The sequence below is a fragment of the Pseudomonas sp. CFBP13528 genome (genome assembly GCF_005233615.1).
Lineage (GTDB): Bacteria > Pseudomonadota > Gammaproteobacteria > Pseudomonadales > Pseudomonadaceae > Aquipseudomonas > Aquipseudomonas fluorescens_AM.
The window spans coordinates 342,756-360,877 of record NZ_QGAJ01000002.1 but is presented as its reverse complement, the minus strand read 5'-3'; the positions used below and the strand labels follow the sequence as shown (position 1 = coordinate 360,877).

Annotated in this window: 18 protein-coding genes; 10 read left to right on the top strand and 8 right to left on the bottom strand. The window is 62.3% G+C overall.

The window, feature by feature from the left end; all coding sequences use genetic code 11:
• Positions 1–29: 29 nt before the first annotated feature.
• Positions 30–809, top strand: coding sequence for an IclR family transcriptional regulator (locus tag PspCFBP13528_RS05185; RefSeq protein ID WP_137199745.1), 780 nt, complete (start codon positions 30–32; stop codon positions 807–809).
• A gap of 1 nt (position 810) precedes the next feature.
• Here PspCFBP13528_RS05185 and dacB read toward each other — a convergent pair whose 3' ends face one another.
• The 6 genes from dacB to PspCFBP13528_RS05155 all read right to left on the bottom strand — a co-directional run bounded on the left by dacB (position 811) and on the right by PspCFBP13528_RS05155 (position 7,555).
• Positions 811–2,268, bottom strand: coding sequence for a D-alanyl-D-alanine carboxypeptidase/D-alanyl-D-alanine-endopeptidase (gene dacB, locus PspCFBP13528_RS05180; protein WP_137199744.1), 1,458 nt, complete (start codon positions 2,266–2,268; stop codon positions 811–813).
• 229 nt (positions 2,269–2,497) lie between these two features.
• Positions 2,498–4,912: a TonB-dependent receptor gene (locus PspCFBP13528_RS05175; protein ID WP_137199743.1), complete on the bottom strand. Its 2,415-nt coding sequence runs from the start codon at positions 4,910–4,912 to the stop codon at positions 2,498–2,500.
• Positions 4,913–5,031: 119 nt separating this feature from the next.
• Positions 5,032–5,304, bottom strand: coding sequence for a GIY-YIG nuclease family protein (locus PspCFBP13528_RS05170; protein WP_065951715.1), 273 nt, complete (start codon positions 5,302–5,304; stop codon positions 5,032–5,034).
• 36 nt (positions 5,305–5,340) lie between these two features.
• Positions 5,341–5,811 (bottom strand): nuclear transport factor 2 family protein, encoded by a 471-nt coding sequence (locus tag PspCFBP13528_RS05165; RefSeq protein WP_065951714.1) that lies wholly within the window; start codon positions 5,809–5,811, stop codon positions 5,341–5,343.
• A 91-nt stretch (positions 5,812–5,902) separates the two neighbouring features.
• Complete coding sequence (locus tag PspCFBP13528_RS05160) at positions 5,903–6,538, bottom strand: response regulator transcription factor (protein WP_065951713.1); 636 nt, start codon at positions 6,536–6,538, stop codon at positions 5,903–5,905.
• Between the two features lie 198 nt (positions 6,539–6,736).
• Positions 6,737–7,555, bottom strand: a complete 819-nt coding sequence (locus PspCFBP13528_RS05155) for a response regulator (protein WP_065951988.1) — start codon at positions 7,553–7,555, stop codon at positions 6,737–6,739.
• Positions 7,556–7,961: 406 nt separating this feature from the next.
• Between PspCFBP13528_RS05155 and PspCFBP13528_RS05150 the strand changes: the two genes are divergently transcribed.
• From PspCFBP13528_RS05150 to PspCFBP13528_RS05115, 8 genes are all read left to right on the top strand, one after another.
• Positions 7,962–8,585 (top strand): DUF1120 domain-containing protein, encoded by a 624-nt coding sequence (locus PspCFBP13528_RS05150; protein WP_137199742.1) that lies wholly within the window; start codon positions 7,962–7,964, stop codon positions 8,583–8,585.
• A 25-nt stretch (positions 8,586–8,610) separates the two neighbouring features.
• On the top strand, positions 8,611–9,231 hold the full coding sequence (locus PspCFBP13528_RS05145) for a DUF1120 domain-containing protein (protein ID WP_065951710.1): 621 nt from the start codon (positions 8,611–8,613) through the stop codon (positions 9,229–9,231).
• Between the two features lie 12 nt (positions 9,232–9,243).
• Positions 9,244–9,861 carry a DUF1120 domain-containing protein gene (locus tag PspCFBP13528_RS05140; protein ID WP_065951709.1) on the top strand — a complete coding sequence of 206 codons (618 nt, stop codon included), beginning with the start codon at positions 9,244–9,246 and terminating at the stop codon, positions 9,859–9,861.
• 3 nt (positions 9,862–9,864) lie between these two features.
• On the top strand, positions 9,865–10,548 hold the full coding sequence (locus tag PspCFBP13528_RS05135) for a DUF1120 domain-containing protein (protein WP_065951708.1): 684 nt from the start codon (positions 9,865–9,867) through the stop codon (positions 10,546–10,548).
• 34 nt (positions 10,549–10,582) lie between these two features.
• On the top strand, positions 10,583–11,287 hold the full coding sequence (locus PspCFBP13528_RS05130; protein ID WP_137199741.1) for a fimbria/pilus chaperone family protein: 705 nt from the start codon (positions 10,583–10,585) through the stop codon (positions 11,285–11,287).
• Between the two features lie 116 nt (positions 11,288–11,403).
• The gene (locus PspCFBP13528_RS05125; RefSeq protein WP_178084415.1) at positions 11,404–13,839 is read left to right on the top strand and encodes a fimbria/pilus outer membrane usher protein; all 2,436 of its coding nucleotides are present in this window, start codon (positions 11,404–11,406) and stop codon (positions 13,837–13,839) included.
• Positions 13,840–13,850: 11 nt separating this feature from the next.
• Positions 13,851–14,990, top strand: a complete 1,140-nt coding sequence (locus PspCFBP13528_RS05120; RefSeq protein ID WP_065951705.1) for a DUF1120 domain-containing protein — start codon at positions 13,851–13,853, stop codon at positions 14,988–14,990.
• Between the two features lie 25 nt (positions 14,991–15,015).
• Positions 15,016–15,660, top strand: coding sequence for a DUF1120 domain-containing protein (locus PspCFBP13528_RS05115; RefSeq protein WP_065951704.1), 645 nt, complete (start codon positions 15,016–15,018; stop codon positions 15,658–15,660).
• On the opposite strand, the gene PspCFBP13528_RS05110 is transcribed toward PspCFBP13528_RS05115, so the two are convergent.
• The gene (locus PspCFBP13528_RS05110; protein WP_065951703.1) at positions 15,657–16,922 is read right to left on the bottom strand and encodes a CynX/NimT family MFS transporter; all 1,266 of its coding nucleotides are present in this window, start codon (positions 16,920–16,922) and stop codon (positions 15,657–15,659) included. The genes PspCFBP13528_RS05115 and PspCFBP13528_RS05110 overlap by 4 nt on opposite strands.
• A 150-nt stretch (positions 16,923–17,072) precedes the next feature.
• On the opposite strand from PspCFBP13528_RS05110, the gene PspCFBP13528_RS05105 reads away from it, so the two are divergent.
• Complete coding sequence (locus tag PspCFBP13528_RS05105; protein ID WP_342671430.1) at positions 17,073–17,291, top strand: hypothetical protein; 219 nt, start codon at positions 17,073–17,075, stop codon at positions 17,289–17,291.
• A 56-nt stretch (positions 17,292–17,347) separates the two neighbouring features.
• On the opposite strand, the gene PspCFBP13528_RS05100 is transcribed toward PspCFBP13528_RS05105, so the two are convergent.
• Positions 17,348–18,112 (bottom strand): amino acid ABC transporter ATP-binding protein, encoded by a 765-nt coding sequence (locus PspCFBP13528_RS05100; protein WP_003171943.1) that lies wholly within the window; start codon positions 18,110–18,112, stop codon positions 17,348–17,350.
• Positions 18,113–18,122: the final 10 nt, after the last annotated feature.

Here is an 18,122-nt window from a genome sequence, read left to right as displayed (position 1 = left end):
CCACTCATCTCTCGGATTCTCGCTCTCCCATGGAAAAGCCCCGCGACACCGGTAAACAGAAAGTCCGCTCGGCTGAGGTGGGCACCGATATCCTCAAGGCCCTGGCGCAACTGTCGCCCTCCACGTCATTGTCGCGCCTGGCCGACCATGTGCAGATGCCGGCGAGCAAGGTACACCGCTACTTGCAGGCGCTGATCGCGTCGGGCTTTGCCGAACAGAACACGGCCACCAACCACTATGGCCTGGGCCGCGAAGCGTTGCGCGTGGGCCTGGCAGCGCTGGGCAGCATGGATGTGTTGAAGGTCGGCGCACTGCCGCTGGCGGACCTGCGCGATGAGTTGAATGAAACCTGCTTTCTGGCGGTGTGGGGCAACCAGGGGGCGACCGTGGTGCAGATCGAGCCGGCGGTGCGCGCCGTCACGGTGGTGACGCAGTTGGGGTCGGTATTGCCGCTATTGAGTTCGTCCACCGGGCTGGTATTCAGCGCCTACCTGCCGTCGCGGGAGACCGTGGAATTGCGCGAGCGCGAAATCCAGGCCGGTATCGCCCACGCCCTGGCAGACGATTCGGCCTACGCCACCCTCTGCGAACAGATCCGCAGCCGTGGCCTGCACTTTGTGCATGGCTTGCTGATGCCCGGCGTGGATGCGTTATCAGCGCCCGTGTTCAACGCAACCGGGCACGTGGCGGCGGTCATGACCGTGGTCGGCCCCACCTCGCTGTTTCACGCCGATGAGGACGGCCCGGCGGCGCAGCATTTGCTGGCGGCGACCCGGGCCGTGAGTTGGCGCATGGGCTATCAGCCCTGAATCATGGGGCCCCGCGCGACAGCGCCACTGCCACGCGATCTTCCAGCGTCTTGACCTGCGCGCCGGCCACCACGTAGTGGTTGCTCAGCATCGAGAACACCAACTTGCGCCCTTGGGCGTCGGTCACGTAGCCGCTCAATGACGAAACACCGGTCATGGAGCCGGTCTTGGCGTGCAGATTGTTTTCGGCCGGGGTGCCGCGCAGGCGATAGCCGAGGCTGCCACCGGTCATGCGGTCGGTGTTGCCGGCAATCGGCAGGGCGTTGTACCAGGCGTTGAACCACGGCTGTTTGCTGGCGACCAGCAGCAGCTCGGTGAGGGTTTGCGACGACACCAGGTTGCGCCGCGACAGGCCGGAGCCGTCGACCTGGCTGAACGTGGTGGTGTCCAACCCCTGGCGTTTGAGAAACCCGGCCACGGCCACCGCGCCCGCCGCGGCTGTGCCGCTGTTGGCCGTCTGGCGTCCCATGGCCTTGAGCAAGGCTTCGGACATGTTGTTGTTCGAGAGTTTGAGCAGTGGCGTGATCAACGCCTGCAACGGCGCCGATTGGTGCTCGGCGAGCACCGTCACCGCCGCCGGGCTCGCCCCGCCCATCACGCGACGCCCCTGCACCGTAATGCCCTGTTGCGCCAAGGCGTGTTCAAACAGATTGGCTACCAGTTGCGTCGGCTCCCAGACGCTGATCAGTTGCTGGCTCTGCCGTCCCGGTGCCACCGCGCCGCTGAGCTGCAACAGGTTAGTGCCATGCCGGCGATTGATCCCATAGCTGTTGCCCGGCCCACTGACGGCGCGGTTGTTCAGTTGCAGGTAGTCGGTGGGCGGAAAGATGTCGACGCTGACAGGCTGACCAACTTGCACCGGCGCCTTGGCGGTGACCAACACGCTGCCGGCATCAAAATCGCTATTGGGCGACACCGTCAGCGCTGAAATCTGCGCGCCGTAGTAGGTGGTTTCATCATCATGGGACCAATCGACCCCCAGCCGCTCGGCATCGAACCAGGTGTCGTCGAATACCAGGTCGCCCTGCACCTGGCGCACGCCCTGACTGGCCAATTGCGCCGCCAGTGCCTGATAGTCGGCGTACTGAAGGGTCGGATCCCCCAGGCCGCGCAGGTAGAGATTGCCGGTAAGACGATCGCCCTGGCGGATGCCATCGCTCAACAGTTGCGTGGCGAAGCGGTATTGCGGGCCCAGCACATCCATCGCTGCGGCGGTGGTCAGCAGTTTGAGGTTGGAAGCGGGCACCAACCGTGTACGGGGGTTGTGCTGGTAAAGCGTGGCGCCAGTGCGGGCGTCGCGCACCATCAGCGAGACGGTGGCGCCCTGCAGCGCCGGGTCGGCCAGCAGCTTGTCGAGCGTTGCGGGCGTGGAGGTCTGTGAAACGCCGGCGCAGCCGCCCAGTAAAAGGCTCAAGCCGACCAGCAGGGTGCGGGTGTGTAACCATTTTCCAAAATACATCAGTCGCGTTTTCCGTAAGCATCCAATGCCCGCAACGCTAACAGCTCAGGTGTCATTGTGGGAGGGGGCTGGCCCCCGATAGCGGTGTGTGAACCAACATCAGTATTTGCTGACACACCGTCATCGGGGGCAAGCCCCCTCCCACATTTGATCTTCGCTGCTTTAAGCATTTCGTTCGCTTAACTGACTGGCATCAGGGCAAGCCCCCTCCCACACAAAGCGAACCGCGTCAGAAAGTCAGGGTGCTGGACACCGATACCTGCCGTGCATCACCCATGGACACGAACTGCGTGTTCACCGAAGAGGTGTAGTAGGTGCGGTCAAACAGGTTCTTCACATTGAGCTGGAACTTGACCTTCTGTCCGTCAAGCCGTGTGTCATAACTGGCGAATACATCGGCCACGGTATAACTCGGCAGTTCGAAACTGTTGGCCGCATCCCCTGCCCGCTCACCGACATAACGCGCGCCGGCGCCGACGCGCAGTTGATCACCGCCCAGGATACTGCCGAAGTCATACACCGCCGACAGCGAGCCGGTGCTTTTCGCCACGTTCTGCAGGCGATTGCCTTTGAGGCTCGGGTCTTCGGTGACCTCGGCATCGGTGTAGGCGTAACTGCCGATCAGGCTCCACTTGTCGGTCAACTGACCGCTGGCATCCACTTCCAGCCCACGGGATCGCACCTTGCCCGCCACACTGTAGACCGAGGTCAAACCGTCGCCAACCTGCACCAGCACATTGCGTTTATCAATGTTGAACAGCGCCGCGCTCGCGGTGATGCGCCCCGGCAGGTCGAACTTGGCGCCCACCTCCCACGCCTTGGATTCTTCAGGCTCCAGGCTGCCATCCAGTACGGTCTTGTTGGCCAACGGCGCGATGGTGGAGTTGGGTTTGAACGACTCGGTATAACTGCCATAGAACGACAGCTCATCGGTGTAGCGATACACCAGCCCGGCACGCGGCACCCATTTCTGGCCGTTGCCATCGGTGTTGGCGGTGAACGGCACGCCTTTGCCGGCGTATTGGTCGTACATCTGGTAGCGCGCGCCGCCGACCAGGATCCACTGGTCATTGAGGTGGATCGCGTCCTGGAAGAACAGCGAGTCGCTGCGCAGCAGGTCGGTCTGGTTGCTGTCCGGGGCGCTGACTTTGGAACCCGCCACTTCGTTGCCGTACACCGGGTTGTTGTAGTCGAACGCGCCACGCGGCGTCTGGCGGATCAGGTCGGCGCGGTAGATTTTGCGGTATTCGTCGTCCAGGCCGAACACCAGGTCGTGCTGCATACCCGCCACATCCACCTTGCCTTCAAGGCTGGCGGTGGCGAAGCGGTCGGTGGTCAGCGCGCCCTGGGTGCCATCCATGCTGCGGGTCAGGGTGCCGTTGGTGTTGACCTTGACCACGCGTACCTGGCTGGCATCGTAGGTTTCGCGGTTCCAGCTGTAGCCGACGTGAGCTTTCCAGTCGTCGTTCAGATCGTGATCGACGGTGAGGCGGTACAGATCCGAGCGGCCCTCCATGTTGTTGAACAGCTCATCCAGACGGCGGGTGGCGGGGATGTTCAGCGGGTGGTTGGTTTTGGGATCGATGGCGGTGCCACGGTCGAACGGCGAAAGAAATTCGCGGTGCTCATAGGCCAACACCACTTGGGTGGTGTCGCCGTACCATGCCAGCGAGGGCGCCACCAACGTCTCGCGGTGGGTGCCATAGTTGCGCCAGTAGTCTTCATCTTCATGGTCGACGATCAGGCGATAGGCCAGGCCGCTGTCACCCAGCGGGCCGGTGGTGTCCAGGTTACCGCCGCTGCCGTTCTTGCCGCTGCCAAACGTCGAGCCGCGCGCGGTCAGGGAGGTGGACTGCACCAGTTCGGGCTTTTTACTGACGATATTGACCACGCCGCCAGGGTCCTGGATGCCATACAGCAACGACGACGGGCCCTTGAGCACTTCGACACGCTCTGCCGTCGCGTTCAACGCACGGCCCTGCACCACCGGCATGCCGTCCTTCATGATCGAGCCGTTACGGTTGTCGCCAAAACCGCGCAACATCACTGCGTCCTGGGTACTGCCGAGGGTGTTGGACTGGGTGATACCGCTGATATTGCCCAGCGCGTCATCCAGATTGCGCGGTTGTTGATCGCGCAGTACTTGAGCCGGGACCACGTTGACGGTCTGCGGGGTTTCCAGCAGCAGGCCACGGGAGCGCATCACTGAGCTGGTCGGCGGCGGCTGGTAGCTGGTGCTGTCCTGGGCGAGGTTGGCGCCGCTGATGGTGGTGGCGCCGAGATTGACCGCGCCGTCCGTTGGCACAGGCTCCAGGGCCAGGGTGCGGGCGTCGATCTGGCGGAAGGTGAAGCCGGAGTGGCTCAACAGGCGTTGCAGGGCTTGGGTCGCACTCATCGGCCCGCTCAGTGCCGGAGCATTGAGCCCATAGGGTGCGTCATCGGTATAGATCACGCTGATGCCGGTCACCCGGCTGAAATCGCTCAGGGCCTGGGGCAGCGGTTTGGCTGCCAGGTCAAAATTGAACTGGGCGCTTTGCTGCTCCTGCGCCTGCGCCACCGCCAGGGGCAGCAATGCCAACCCCGACACCATCAGTACCGAGGCTCCCAGCCACTGTTTGACCCAACCGCCCGCCGTAGACTTCATGCTGTGAGAACCTGTGTAGAAAGCGCTGTTAATGCGAATAGATCGCAGTTTCATGCACTACACGGATGGGCCGCGGGTTTACCTCACCGAAATCGAAAAATAATGTCGAGTATCCGCCGTTAAACCGATAAGCCACTCGCCGCCAGGCACTCCTTGGCGCTCTTCTTCAATTTCTTGATCAAGCGCTCCTGGCGCAACGCTTCAGCTTTGCTCGCGCATTGCTCGGTGTACACCAGCGCTATGGCCGGGCTGGACAGGAAAAACCGCGCACCCTTGCCGCTTTGGTGCGAAGCGAATCGGCGCACCGGGTCGTTGCTGACGCCGCAATACAGCGCGCCATTGGCGGCGCGCACCAGGTAGACGTACCAGGGCTTGGGTTCAGGCGTGCTCACGGACGGATTCGGCAAGGCAAAGGGGCGCGCAGTTTATCAACGACTGGCCTGGAATGCCTTCAAGCCTTTGTTCGCCTGGGCGCGCACGGCGTTTCGCACCAGCGGTGTCCACCCCAGCAGCAGGCCCTTGGTGCCCAACGCCTGGCGCGACCAGCGCCACAGGTCGAACTGATCGTGGTGCTCGCAGATCTTGCCATCGCGAAAGACGAAGCGCGCTTGAATATCATTGACCACCGTATTGCCGGTCGCGCTGAACACATAGGTGGCCACCCAGTGTGCACTGCCGGTGCGTTCGTCACTGCTTACCTGGTTGAAGGTCAAGGAAAAATCCTTGGCCCGTGTGGTGAGCATCCGCCACATATCCCCCGCGTCACGGCCTCGCAGTTCACCAAAGGCCGGATCGCTGAACACCACGTCATCGCTGTAGCAGGCGACCATGGCTTCGGCATCCAGACGCTGGAAGGCGCTGTAGAACCGGCTGATCAAGGCGTTGTGGGCATCACTCATGGGCAGGCTTCCGCAGGGGTCAAAAGAGTAGGCGCACGATAAGCTGCCCACGCCGCCATGGCTACTGTCATTCGCCAGGCAAATGGGCGGGCTACGGCGCTATGCCTGTACTGCGGGCGTAGGCGAACAAGTCAACGTCGGTGGAAATACTCAAGCGCTGCATGGCCGTGCTCTTCTGCTTGCTGATCGTGGAGACGCTGCGGTTGACCTGGGCTGCGATCTGGCTGACGGTCATGCCGCTGGCCAACATGCGCACCACCTCGCGCTCCTTGCCCGACAGCTGAGGTTCCTGGGACTGGTCACCGGTGCCGGCCTCCACCAGCTGCATGCGCAGGCATTCGCTGACGAAGGTCTGTCCGGCCTGTATCGCCTTGATCGCCAGGGGCAACTCCTTGGCCGACGCGCTTTTGGCGACCACCGCTCTCGCACCATGGGCAAAGGCGGCGCGCAAGGTGGCGACATTGGCGAACATCGTCACCAGAATCACCGGCAAGTGCGGATACTGGCGGTGCAGCAGGCCCAACAGGCAATAACCATCGGCCTGCTGGCCGCCGGGCATGGCGAAGTCTGTGACCAGCACGTCGCACGGTGTATGACTCAGCACGCCTAATAGCTGATCGGGGCCGTCAGCTTCACCGACCACCTTGCACTTGCCATTCGCCTCGATCACGACTTTTTGCCCGACTCGGACAATGGGGTGATCGTCAGCAATAATTACTCGAAGCATAGGCACCCACGAATGATGGCAACTTGAATCCGCGCAAAATACCTCTGCCTGCGGTCATCAACAACTGCTAACAAAGAGCTGCTTGAGGCCGAACCCAATGTTCAGTAGCGGCTGCTTTTTGGACTACAACACAATAGGAAAGCACCTACAGTCAAAACAAGATCTGTGCATAGATGAAGTGCTCTGCATCAGCATTCTTCAAACGTCGGACAAGTAGTCGAGATAGGTGCACAGCTGTGCCTCGAACCCTTCCAACTGCGCCTTATGTGCAGCAACGCCATCGGACTGGACCTGCCTGATCACGCTCACGGCGCTGGTTTCCAGGCCCGTACCCCCCAAGAACACCAGGCTGCCGATCAACCGATGCAAATGCTCGGCGGTCAGTGATGCGTTCAACGTCGCACGCGCATGACGTAACACACGCAGGTCTTCCCAAGCCTCCACCAGCAGGCTTTCCAGCAATTGGTCGACAATAACGTCGCTGCCAAACGTGGCGACAAGCGAGGCACGGGTCGGCCAATTCATAACCGGCACTGCGGCTTCTTTTCCGGTGCGAGGGCCGTCATCGCCCGGCAACCAGCGCACCAGTACGGCGTGCAATTGTTCAAGCGTCAGTGGCTTGACCAGCCAGGCATCCATACCGGCCTTGCGGCAACGTTGCGGGCTGTCGTTTTGCAGATTGGCGGTCAAGGCGATGATCGGCACTCGCTTCAACCCGTTTTTGCGCTCGTGCCGGCGAATGGCGCTGGCCATGCTGTAACCGTCCATGAGGGGCATCCGGCAATCGCTGATGACCAGGTCGAAGGGCCTATGGGTAAAGGCGTCCAACCCCATGAGGCCATCGGCGGCCAACTGATGGCCGAGTCTCAGCTTTTGCAGCAGCCAACCCAACAACAGGCGATAAGCTGAATGATCCTCCACGACCAGGACATTCAGGTGCTGCCAATGAGGCGGGGGGGCAAAAGGCGGTTTGACTGTGCGGTTCGCTCCTGCGGTTGAACCTCCTGGCGAACCCATCAGTACCTCTTCGTGGTGGTTAATTGGGCAGCCCTTTGCGGCATTGACGCAGTCGCCAGGGCGGCCTGTCATGCAGCAGCGCCAGACATACTCTTTCGAAGGTTATCGACACAAAACCTATAACCTTTCAAGTACATTCAAGCCGATACAACAACTACGAAAAGCACCGCGAAACAGCGCTCCGAATAGCGTGCCGGCCTCGCCTCGCCAATGTCGTATTAGTTGTATTTCCCCCTCGCAGCCCGCTCGCTAAATTGTGCCCACCCCAAAAAGAGGGAAGGTTTGCCACTCCCCGGCAACCGCAAAAAACATCGAGACCGCCGCCAAGCCAACCCCTCGCTCATTCAAGACCGGGCGTTGACCTGCACGCGTTTCAATCTGCCGGACTGCAATGGAATGATTTGAAATGAAAACCCCTGTATCCCTGTTGAGCAGTGCCCTTCTGCTCGCCATGACCTCCTCGGTGTTCGCCGCCAGCAGCGTCGACCTGAGCGTCACGGGTTTGATCACCCCCAGCGCCTGTGCAGCCAGCCTGCCGGGCGATGTCGATTTTGGAAAGATCGCGGCAAAAGATCTGAATCTCGACACCCCCACACAGCTTGAACGCAAGACGCTGCAACTGAGTGTGAATTGCGACGCGGCAACGCTGTTCGCCATCGACCTTATCGACAACCGAGCAGGCTCTTCCATCTATAGCTATGCCTTCGGCCTGGGTTTGATCAACGACAACCAGAAACTTGGCCAGTACAGTTTCACGTTCAACAACCCCATCGCCGAAACACCGTCCACCCTGCTGGCGATGTACAACAACGACGGTAAGTGGATAAACATTTATCCGGACGATGGTATTGGGCCAGGTGAGTTTGTCGCACTGGGCAGTCGTGGCGATAACGGTTGGGCGCCGCACCCGGTCAAAGACGCAACGATGGACATCACCCTATACGGCTCCATTGCGCCTGCAAAAGACCTGACCTTGACCAGCGAAGTGGCCATCGACGGCTCCGCGACCTTTGAAGTGAAGTACCTGTAACCCCCAACCCCACAGGATGTGACTCATGGTTAGCCCCCTCACTGCCCTTACCGCGACATTGTTGCTGATTGGCGCCGGCCCGGTCTTGGCCGCCAGCAGCCAGGACCTGAGCGTCAAGGGGAGCATTACCCCCAGCGCCTGCGCACCCGTAGTCTCAGGTGGCGGCACCATCGATTTTGGCAAGGTATCGGTCAAGGACCTCAATACCGACACCTACACCGATCTGCCCAGAGAAACCATGCTGTTGAGCGTGCGTTGTGAAGGGCCGACCATTTTTACCCTGAACACCATCGACAACCGCGCGGGCACCGCCGCCAGCCACTTCACCTGGCATGGCCTGGGCGTGACACCCAACGATGAAAAAGTCGGCGATGCCGGGCTCGGCCTGTATCTGCCAGTGGCCGATGGCGTGCCGGTACGCACCATCACCTCCAGGGATGGCGGCGTGACCTGGATGCCCTCGGTGATGCTCAGCCATACCCTGTTGACGGCGGTCGCCGACAACGACGGCCTGGCGCCGATTGCGGTGCAGGCGCTGGACGCCGAAATACGCCTGATCACCCACATCGCCCCCGCCAGCAACCTTACGCTGACCGACGAAGTGCCCATCGACGGCCACGCCACTGTGCAAGTCAATTACCTCTAAGGAGCTCCCCCGATGAAAACCCGATTGACCGCCCTGGCCGCCAGCGTGCTGCTGCTTAACTCGGCCACCACCTTCGCCGCGTCCAGCGTGGACCTGACCGTCAAGGGCCTGATCGTGCCCAGCGCCTGTACGCCGAGCCTGTCTGGCGGTGGCGTGATCGACCATGGCAAGATTTCCGCCAAGGATTTGCACCCGGACAGGGCAACGGCGATCGGCTTGCATACCCTGTCGATGAGCGTCAACTGTGACGCGCCGATCCAGTTCGCTCTGCACCCCATCGATAACCGCGCTGCCTCGGGTCTGACCACGGACTTCGGCCTGGGCTTTATCAACGAAACCCAGAAGCTGGGCCACTTCTCCCTTACCTGGCGCGGCATGGTTGCCGACGGCGTGACCGCTCAACCCATCGCATCGACGGACCAGGGTAAAACCTGGTACGCCGAGAAATTCTGGGAGCCGAGCATGTACATGGCGGCGGCATCGATGAGCGACGACACCCAGCCGCTGCCGATCAAAGACCTGAGCGTCGATCTGGAAGTGCTCACTATCATCAACCCCGCAGACGGCTTGGACCTCAGCAATGAGGTAACCATCGATGGCTCGGCCACCCTTGAAGTGAAGTACCTCTAACCCATGGCCGCCCATCCTTTGACCACCGGCAGGCATGGGCTGCGCCTTACGTTGCCCGTGCACTGTAGATGGATGCGCATCTTCATCACCGGGCTTTGCCTGGCCACGATGACCGGTGCCCACGGGGCTTCGGTCGTCGATCTGACGGTCACCGGCCGGGTAACCCCGGATGCCTGCAATATCGTGCTGAGCCATGACGGCACCGTCGATCACGGCAAGATTGCTTCCCACAGCCTCAATGCCGACGAGTTCACCGTGCTGCCGATCCAGACGCTCGAACTGCGCGTGCAGTGCGCCAGGCCCATGCTGTTTGCGCTGGTGGGCATCGATAATCGCGCCGACTCGTCGTCGGCTCCCGATTATTTCTACGGGCTCGGCAGGAACATCCACGTCCCCGAAGAGCGCCTGGGCTCGGTGGCGCTGGCCTATCGCAATGCGGTGGGCGATGCGCAGCCCATGCAGGTATTGGCCTCCACCGACAACGGCGAAACCTGGTCGCAAGAGCCCAATGCCTACCCGCGTACCCATATGGCCTTTGCACCGACAGGTGACCGTCAACCCGACTTCATCAGCCAGTTGATCGTCCAGCTTCAAGTGAGCACCGCCATCAACTTCTCGCGTTACCTGACCCTGGACCAGGAAGTCCCGCTCGACGGAGCCATCGTTCTGGACCTGCGCTACCTCTGATCGATCCTCCTTTTCGGCCTAATGGAAACCCGTCATGACGACGACATTCTCAAACACCGCTGTGGGCCTCATTGCCTTGTTACTCGTGCTCGGCAATCAGGTAAAGGCCGACGGCATGGTCCCGGACACCTCCGTGGTGATCGTGCATGAAGAAGACGGCGAAGCGTCCGTGTCGGTGACCAACACCGACAGCCAGCTCGCCCTGCTGCATGTCACCTTGCAGGATATTCCGGAGGACACCGAACCGCTGCTGGTGGTGACGCCGCCGCTGTCACGGGTCGAAGCGTCCAAATCCCAACTGGTGCGTTTCATTTTGCAAAACCAGCAGCCACTGCTCACCCAACGGCTTAAACGCGCGGTGTTCGAAGGCATGCCCCAGGGCCGCGCAGCCACCGCCGCCGGGCATGCCCGCGTGGGCGTGACCGTGCGCCAGAACCTGCCGGTGATCGTGCACCCCAAGGGCCTGGCACCCAATCGCACCCCCTGGACCGACCTGACCTGGACACTGCGCGACTGCCAGTTGCAGGTGCGCAACGACACGCCGTATGTGGTGCGGCTGGCGCAGGAGCTGCAACTGCTGCCGGGCGACGGCAAGGCCATACTGCCGCGCACTTACGTACTGCCGGGCGAAGCCTTGAGCGTCCCGGCCAGCGGTAGCCAGGCCCGGACGGTAAGGCTGCAACCGGCCACCGTGTACGGCTTTGCGGTCAAGGCCTACGACGCACCGATCAGTTTCTGACGGAACACCCAGGCGGCATAACCCACCGCCGCCTGAGTAACGCAGTGACAGCTCATTGAGCGTCACCAGAACGCCTGGACCACAAGCCCCGGGCGTTCACCACTCGAGTACCTTGCGTGAAAACAGTATTGAGTTACCGTGACGGCGAAGCCGTGCCCGATCCCTCTGCCAGCGCGGCCCTGCCGCTGGTGCTGCTGCTGTGTGCGCTCCTGCCCGCCAAGGTGTGCGCCGAGGATTCGAGCCCGTCCGGCTTCGATGCACAGACCTTGCATCAACGTGGCATCGATCCGCAGTTGGCCAGACTGTTGCTGGCCGCACCGCGCTACGCGGCCGGGCAACATACCGTCAATCTGCGCGTCAACGGCCAGCGCCGTGGCCGGTTGGCGGTGAATTTCGATCAGCAGGGCAATCTGTGCTTCGACCGCACCTTGTTGGACGCCGCCCACCTGATGAGTGCCGATGACGCGGCCGGGTGCGAGGATTTCCTTGCCCACTATCCGCAAACCCTGGTGGAGCCGGACCCGGCAACGCTGACGGTGTCGCTGGTGGTGCCCACCGAAGCCCTGCGTCCCATGCAACAGGATATCTCCGGCTACGAAACCGGTGGGTTTGCCGGACTGCTCAACTACGACCTCAGCGGCTTCTACAACCGCTTCGGCGATGACGCCAGTCGCTTTGGCTCGGCCAATACCGAGGTGGGGTTCAATGCCGGCGACTGGATCGTGCGCAGTCGCCAGGTGCAGACCTGGCAGGATGGCCTGTCACGCAGCACCCACGTGCAAGCCTATGCCCAGCGCACCTTTGCCAGCCACCAGGCGGTGCTCCAGGCCGGGCAAATCAACCTGTACAACCCGGTGCTGTCCGGCGCGCAGATCACCGGCGTGCAGGTGCTCACCGAGCACGCCCTTCAAGAACAGGGCCAGGGCGCGCTGATCCAGGGCATCGCCAACAGCCCGGCCCAGGTGGAGGTGCGCCAGAACGGCGCGTTGATTCATTCCACCGTCGTGCCTGCCGGGCCCTTTACCCTCACCGATGTACGTCGCTTGAACACGCGCTCGGACGTCGAAGTCACGGTCAAGGAGAGCGTCGGCGGCGAGCGGCGTTTTACCGTGCCAGCGGCGATGCTCGGGCTCGGGCTGCCAGCGCCGGGTTACTCCGTGGCGGCGGGCCGGGTGCGCAATGTGGGCGATGCCAAAGGCGACGATCCGTGGGTAATCAGTGGCGGCTGGACCGGCGCCCTGCATCCGCAGTTGACCCTGGGCACGGGCATGCTGGCGGCCAGTGAATACCGTTCGGTGGGCGCGAGCCTGGGCTGGTTGCCCTGGGTGGACAGTCAGATTCAGTTGTCCACTCAACTGTCCAACGCCCAGGCACGGGAAAAGGTGTCCGGCCTGCAGACCGACCTTTCCTGGTCCCAGCGCCTGGGTGAGCAATGGTCGATCAGCGTGGCCAATTCGTGGCGCAGCATCGGCTACCGCGAACTCGAGGAAAGCACTTACGCGCGCGACGACAGCAACCGCGATTCGCGCTACCGCGACCAGCAAAGCCTCAACCTGGGCTGGTCCCATCCACAATTGGGTGCATTCAGCGCCGGGGTGTCGCGCTCGGCCAATTTTGCCGGCGACAGCAGCAGCCGTGCGCTGGCCTCCTGGGGCACAAGCCTCGGCGCAGTGTCGTTGTCAGCCAGTGCCGAGTGGCAAATGGGCGGTCGCCAGCAGCAGGACAACACGGTTTACCTGACTATCGGCGTGCCGTTGGGCGAGAGTCGCCGGCTACGCAGTTGGGTGCGTAATTCCGGCGGCGAGAACCGCACCGGCCTGGGCGTCACGGAACAGATCGACGACCAACTCAGCTATCGCGTCAGCGCCGAACACGACAGCAGCGACCATCAAGTGGAAACCACCCTGGGCGTGTCGGCATTGCCGCGCTACAGCCAGCTCGACGTGAGCTACAGCCGCTCCGATGCCGAGCGTTCCAGCTACCAGGGCAGTGCGCGCGGCGGCGTGGTGCTGCACGGCGGCGGCGTGACCTTTTCCCCCTACCCGGTGCGTGACACCTTCGCCCTGGTGTCGGTGGACGCCATGAGCGGCATCAAGCTCAGCACCCCCAGCGGCCCGGTGTGGACCGACTGGCAAGGCCAGGCCGTGGTGCCGCAAGTGGCTGCCTACGGTCGCAGCCCGGTGGAGGTGCAGACGCGTTCATTGCCACGCAACGCCGATATCAATAACGGCCTGGCAATGATCTCGGCCGGACGCGGTGCCGTGGAACGCGTCGAATTCGGCGTCGGCCTGACCCGCCGCCTGTTGCTCACCGTCAGCACAGAGCAGGGCACACCGCTGCCCGCAGGCGCCTCCGTCAGCAACGCTAACGGCGAGTTCATCACCCTGGTGCAGGAAAGCAGCCAAGTGTTCCTGCCCAATGTGCTCGCCCCATCGACACTGTGGATAACCACGCCCCAAGGGCGCCGTTGCCAATTGCGCTATTCACTGCCGGAAAAAGCCGACCCCTCGGTGTACTTCGAAACGGCCCCCGCACGCTGTCACGCACCTTGAGGATTCCCGCCATGCCCTTTGCAACCTGCTTGCGTCAACTGTGCCTGTGGCTGTTGATCGGCGTCGCCGGCACTGCCCAGGCCGTGGACGAATGCCAACTGAACGTCAGCGAACCGGTGCTGGACTTCGGCCTGATGAGCCGCCTGGCACAAAAAGACAGCGCACCGCTGCGCCTGCTCGGCGAACGCCGCCTGAGTGTGACCGTCAACTGCCCGCAGGCCGAGGACCTCAGCCTGTTCTACCGTGCGCAGGCCGCCAGCCCACAGCGCCTGCAGTTTACCGAGCACGGCAGCTATGCCATTGAGGTCGGTAACGCCCTGCTCGATGGCAGGGCGGTGGAGCTGGGTTTGCTGCCCGCCGTGGGTCAGGCACCCGCCGCCAATGGCAGCGTCGTGCAATGGCGACCCGGTCATGGCATCGCGCCGGTCGAACAGGGTGCTGTGCTCATGGGAAAAACCCTGGCGCTGCAATTGACCCTGCGCGCCTGGGCTGACCCTGCCGCCACTCAAGTGCGCGATGCCACCACCTGGGAAGTCTCCGGCCTGCTGTACGGCGCACGCCACGGCCGCTACCGGGAACTGACACTGCGGGCGCACTTCGCCCCCATCGCCTGCCTGCCAACGTTATCCGACCAGGGTGTGGTGGACTACGGCACTTTGTATGCCAAAGACCTCAACACCAGCACTGAAACCCCCTTGCCCACCCGCACCCTGCGCCTGAACGTGACGTGCGACGCGCCGATCCGCTTCGCCCTGCGCATGAAGGACAACCGCGAAGGTTCGGCCACCGGCGGCACCGATGAAACCGCCTATGGCCTGGACCTGGATGCGAGCCGTGGCAAGATCGGGCGCTTTTACCTCACCCTCGATCCGGCGGAGTTCAGCGCCGATACCTTCCCCACGTTGTACCGCACCGACTCCACCAGCAATGGCGTGGCGTGGAGCAGTTCCACCGCGCGGCAAATCCCCATGGCCGCCAACAGCATCATGGGTTTTACCGATAAAACCGGCGTCATCACCGGGCCAGTGGCCCTGCAAACCCTGACCGGCACGATGCGCATCAAGACTTACCTGGCGCCCATGCAAACCTTGGACCTGAGCGATGTCGTGCGTATCAACGGTTCCGGCACGCTCGAAATCGTCTATCCCTGAGCCTTCACTGTGAGGAGTTCGTCCCATGAAAACCCGCCTCTTTTCCAGCCTGTTGCTACTGGTCAGCGCCCCCTCGGTGCTGGCCGCCTCGACTGTGGACCTGAGCGTGCACGGCCTGATCACTCCCGCCGCCTGCGTACCGCAGCTTTCCAGCGGTGGCCTGATCGACTACGGCAAGATCGCCCAGCAGGACCTGAACCTGGAAACTGGCACGCGCCTGCCACTGAAGACGCTGCATATGGGCATCGCCTGCAATGGCCCCGTCCGCTATGCCTTGCGCATGCGCGACAACCGTGACGGTTCAGCCATGGTCAACAGCGAGATATATTACGGGCTGGGGTTCGATAACAGCGGCAATCGCCTGGGGGTTTACTCCATGACCTTCGACCCCAGGCAAACCCAGGCCGGCAACACTGCGCAGGTCTATGGCACCGAATCCACCACCGGTGGCCTGGCGTGGCGCACCTCCAATCTCAACCCCATTGATATCGGCTCCAGGAGCTACCTGGGCTTTACCGCCATCGAGGGCAGCGTCAGCGGGCCTACGGCCATCGATAGCCTGGCCGGCATCGTCACGGTGCAGACCGTGATCAATGCCCGGCAGAACCTGGACTTGAGCGTGGAGACCGCGCTCGATGGATCGGCCACGCTGGAAGTGGTGTACCTCTAGACTTGCTCGCTGGTGACGTGCACGTAGCGCGCACGCCCGGCCCCGAGGCCGGCGACGATGGCGCCCAGGCCGATCACGGCGAAGATCCAGCCGATGGCCGTCCAGCCGCCGGTCCAGTCATGCACCAGGCCGACCGCGAAAGGGCCGAGAGACGCCAGGGTGTAACCGATGCCCTGGGCCATGCTCGACAGGTTGGCTGCAACGTGGGAATCGCGCGAACGCAACACGATCAAGGTCAGCGCCAGGCTGAAGGTACCGCCCTGCCCCAGGCCCAGCACAATCGCCCAACCCCATAAGCCATCCAGCGGGGCGTAGAGACAACCGAACAAACCGCCCAGGGTCAGCAGCATCACCACCACGATTGCCAGGCGCTGATCCTTGCCGCGGGTGGCGAGCCAGGGGGCGGCAAGCGAGCTGAGCAGTTGCACGATAATCGAGCCGGATAATGCCAGCCCGGCCTCCGTGGCACTCAAGCCGCGACCGATCAGGATCGACGGCAACCAGCCGAACACAATGTAGGCCAGCGACGATTGCAGGCCCATGTAGAGCGTGACCTGCCAGGCCAATGGGTCGCGCAGCAAACCCTTTACGCGATAGGCAACGCGGTGGGTGCCATGCTGTTGGCCGACCTGCGGCAACCAGACCAACGCCGCCGCCAGCGCCGGCAGCATCCAGAAGCCCAGGCCCATGTTCCAATTGTCACCAAAATAGTGGCTCAACGGCACAGTAGCGCCCGCTGCCATCGCGGCGCCCAGGCACAACGCCATGGTGTAGACCCCGGTCATGGTCCCGGCCTGCCTGGCGAAATCACGCTTGACGATGCCCGGCAACAGCACGCCGATAATGCCGATGCTCGCACCGGCAATCAGGCTGCCGACGAACAGGCCCACTTCGCCGAACGAACTGCGCAAAATGATCCCGGCGGCCAGGGTCAACAGAATGCCCAACACCACGCGCTCGGCGCCAAAACGTCGCGCCAGCATCGGCGCGGTCGGCGCGAAGAGGCCCAGGCACAGCACCGGCAAGGTGGTCAACAAGCCGGCCTTGGCGGCCGACAAGCCCAGGCTGCTGGAGACTTCAGCCAGCAGCGGCGACAGGCTCGACAACGCCGGGCGCAGGTTCAGCGCCACCAGGACCAGGCCGAGCAACAGCAACCAGGGTCGAGCCACGCTCGGTTGCGCGTGTTGCACAACCTCGTCGTCGGCCTCGGCGTCAATCAGCAGCTCTTCAAGTTCAGTCTTGCGTTGAGTTTCAGGGTTCATTGATCAACTGCCGGCAGAGGGATTTGGCGCGTTGCGGATCTTGCCGAGCGCAGTGCCTGCAAATCGCCTGCAGTACGGCCAATCATGGGATGAATTTCCACAGGCTATTCGCAGCTGCCTACAAAGGCAACGCGTCAGGTGTGCAAGGAGGTGGAATTCGATTACGACGATGACAGCGCAGAACGTTATGCCGATGCCAGCGACCAACTGTCAATTGATGCCAGGGCAATCATCGCCGCAGAAATGAAAAGAATCCGCCGAAAGCTGCACCTGCTGGCCGAGATACAGGCCCTTGATACAGGCGAAGACCTGAATCGATTGCGCATGGCAAAAGACGAACAACCATTTGCGCCTCAATCCTGCGCATAAAACCAACAGGCAAAAATAAACCCGGCACCAGGCCGGGTTTATTTTTCACCCATCGATCAATGCAAAATCTGACTCAGGAACAACTTGGTCCGATCATTCTGCGGATTGTCGAAGAAGTCATTCGGCGCCGCCTGCTCCACGATCTCGCCCTTGTCCATGAAGATCACGCGGTTGGCCACGGTGCGCGCAAAACCCATCTCATGGGTGACGCACAACATGGTCATACCGTCTTCGGCCAGGCCGATCATGGTGTCCAACACCTCCTTGACCATTTCCGGGTCGAGTGCCGAGGTCGGCTCGTCGAACAGCATGATTTTGGGCTTCATGCACAGCGCGCGGGCAATCGCCACGCGCTGTTGCTGGCCACCTGAAAGCTGCCCCGGAAACTTGTGGGCCTGCTCCGGAATGCGCACGCGTTCCAGATAGTGCATGGCAATTTCCTCGGCCTTGCGCTTGGGCATCTTGCGTACCCACATCGGCGCCAGCGTGCAGTTCTGCAGGATGGTCAGGTGCGGGAACAGGTTGAAGTGCTGGAACACCATGCCGACTTCACGGCGGATCGCTTCGATCTGCTTGAGGTCGTTGGTCAGCTCGACACCGTCGACAACGATGCGGCCCTGCTGGTGCTCTTCCAGGCGGTTGAGACAGCGGATGGTAGTGGACTTGCCCGAACCCGACGGGCCGCACAGCACAATACGCTCGCCCTGCTTGACGTTGAGGTTGATGTCTTTCAACACGTGGAACTGGCCGTACCACTTGTTGACGCCCTGCATCTGGATAATGCCTTCAGGGCTCACAGGCTGTTTGATCGCTTCGCTCATAACAACAACT

Bases quoted from the DNA above. Each gene is read 5' to 3' on its own strand.
- PspCFBP13528_RS05185 (WP_137199745.1), top strand. From the start codon at position 30: ATGGAAAAGCCCCGCGACACCGGTAAACAGAAAGTCCGCTCGGCTGAG.
- dacB (WP_137199744.1), bottom strand. From the start codon at position 2,268: ATGTATTTTGGAAAATGGTTACACACCCGCACCCTGCTGGTCGGCTTG.
- PspCFBP13528_RS05175 (WP_137199743.1), bottom strand. From the start codon at position 4,912: ATGAAGTCTACGGCGGGCGGTTGGGTCAAACAGTGGCTGGGAGCCTCG.
- PspCFBP13528_RS05165 (WP_065951714.1), bottom strand. From the start codon at position 5,811: ATGAGTGATGCCCACAACGCCTTGATCAGCCGGTTCTACAGCGCCTTC.
- PspCFBP13528_RS05160 (WP_065951713.1), bottom strand. From the start codon at position 6,538: ATGCTTCGAGTAATTATTGCTGACGATCACCCCATTGTCCGAGTCGGG.
- PspCFBP13528_RS05155 (WP_065951988.1), bottom strand. From the start codon at position 7,555: ATGGGTTCGCCAGGAGGTTCAACCGCAGGAGCGAACCGCACAGTCAAA.
- PspCFBP13528_RS05150 (WP_137199742.1), top strand. From the start codon at position 7,962: ATGAAAACCCCTGTATCCCTGTTGAGCAGTGCCCTTCTGCTCGCCATG.
- PspCFBP13528_RS05145 (WP_065951710.1), top strand. From the start codon at position 8,611: ATGGTTAGCCCCCTCACTGCCCTTACCGCGACATTGTTGCTGATTGGC.
- PspCFBP13528_RS05140 (WP_065951709.1), top strand. From the start codon at position 9,244: ATGAAAACCCGATTGACCGCCCTGGCCGCCAGCGTGCTGCTGCTTAAC.
- PspCFBP13528_RS05135 (WP_065951708.1), top strand. From the start codon at position 9,865: ATGGCCGCCCATCCTTTGACCACCGGCAGGCATGGGCTGCGCCTTACG.
- PspCFBP13528_RS05130 (WP_137199741.1), top strand. From the start codon at position 10,583: ATGACGACGACATTCTCAAACACCGCTGTGGGCCTCATTGCCTTGTTA.
- PspCFBP13528_RS05120 (WP_065951705.1), top strand. From the start codon at position 13,851: ATGCCCTTTGCAACCTGCTTGCGTCAACTGTGCCTGTGGCTGTTGATC.
- PspCFBP13528_RS05115 (WP_065951704.1), top strand. From the start codon at position 15,016: ATGAAAACCCGCCTCTTTTCCAGCCTGTTGCTACTGGTCAGCGCCCCC.
- PspCFBP13528_RS05110 (WP_065951703.1), bottom strand. From the start codon at position 16,922: ATGAACCCTGAAACTCAACGCAAGACTGAACTTGAAGAGCTGCTGATT.
- PspCFBP13528_RS05100 (WP_003171943.1), bottom strand. From the start codon at position 18,112: ATGAGCGAAGCGATCAAACAGCCTGTGAGCCCTGAAGGCATTATCCAG.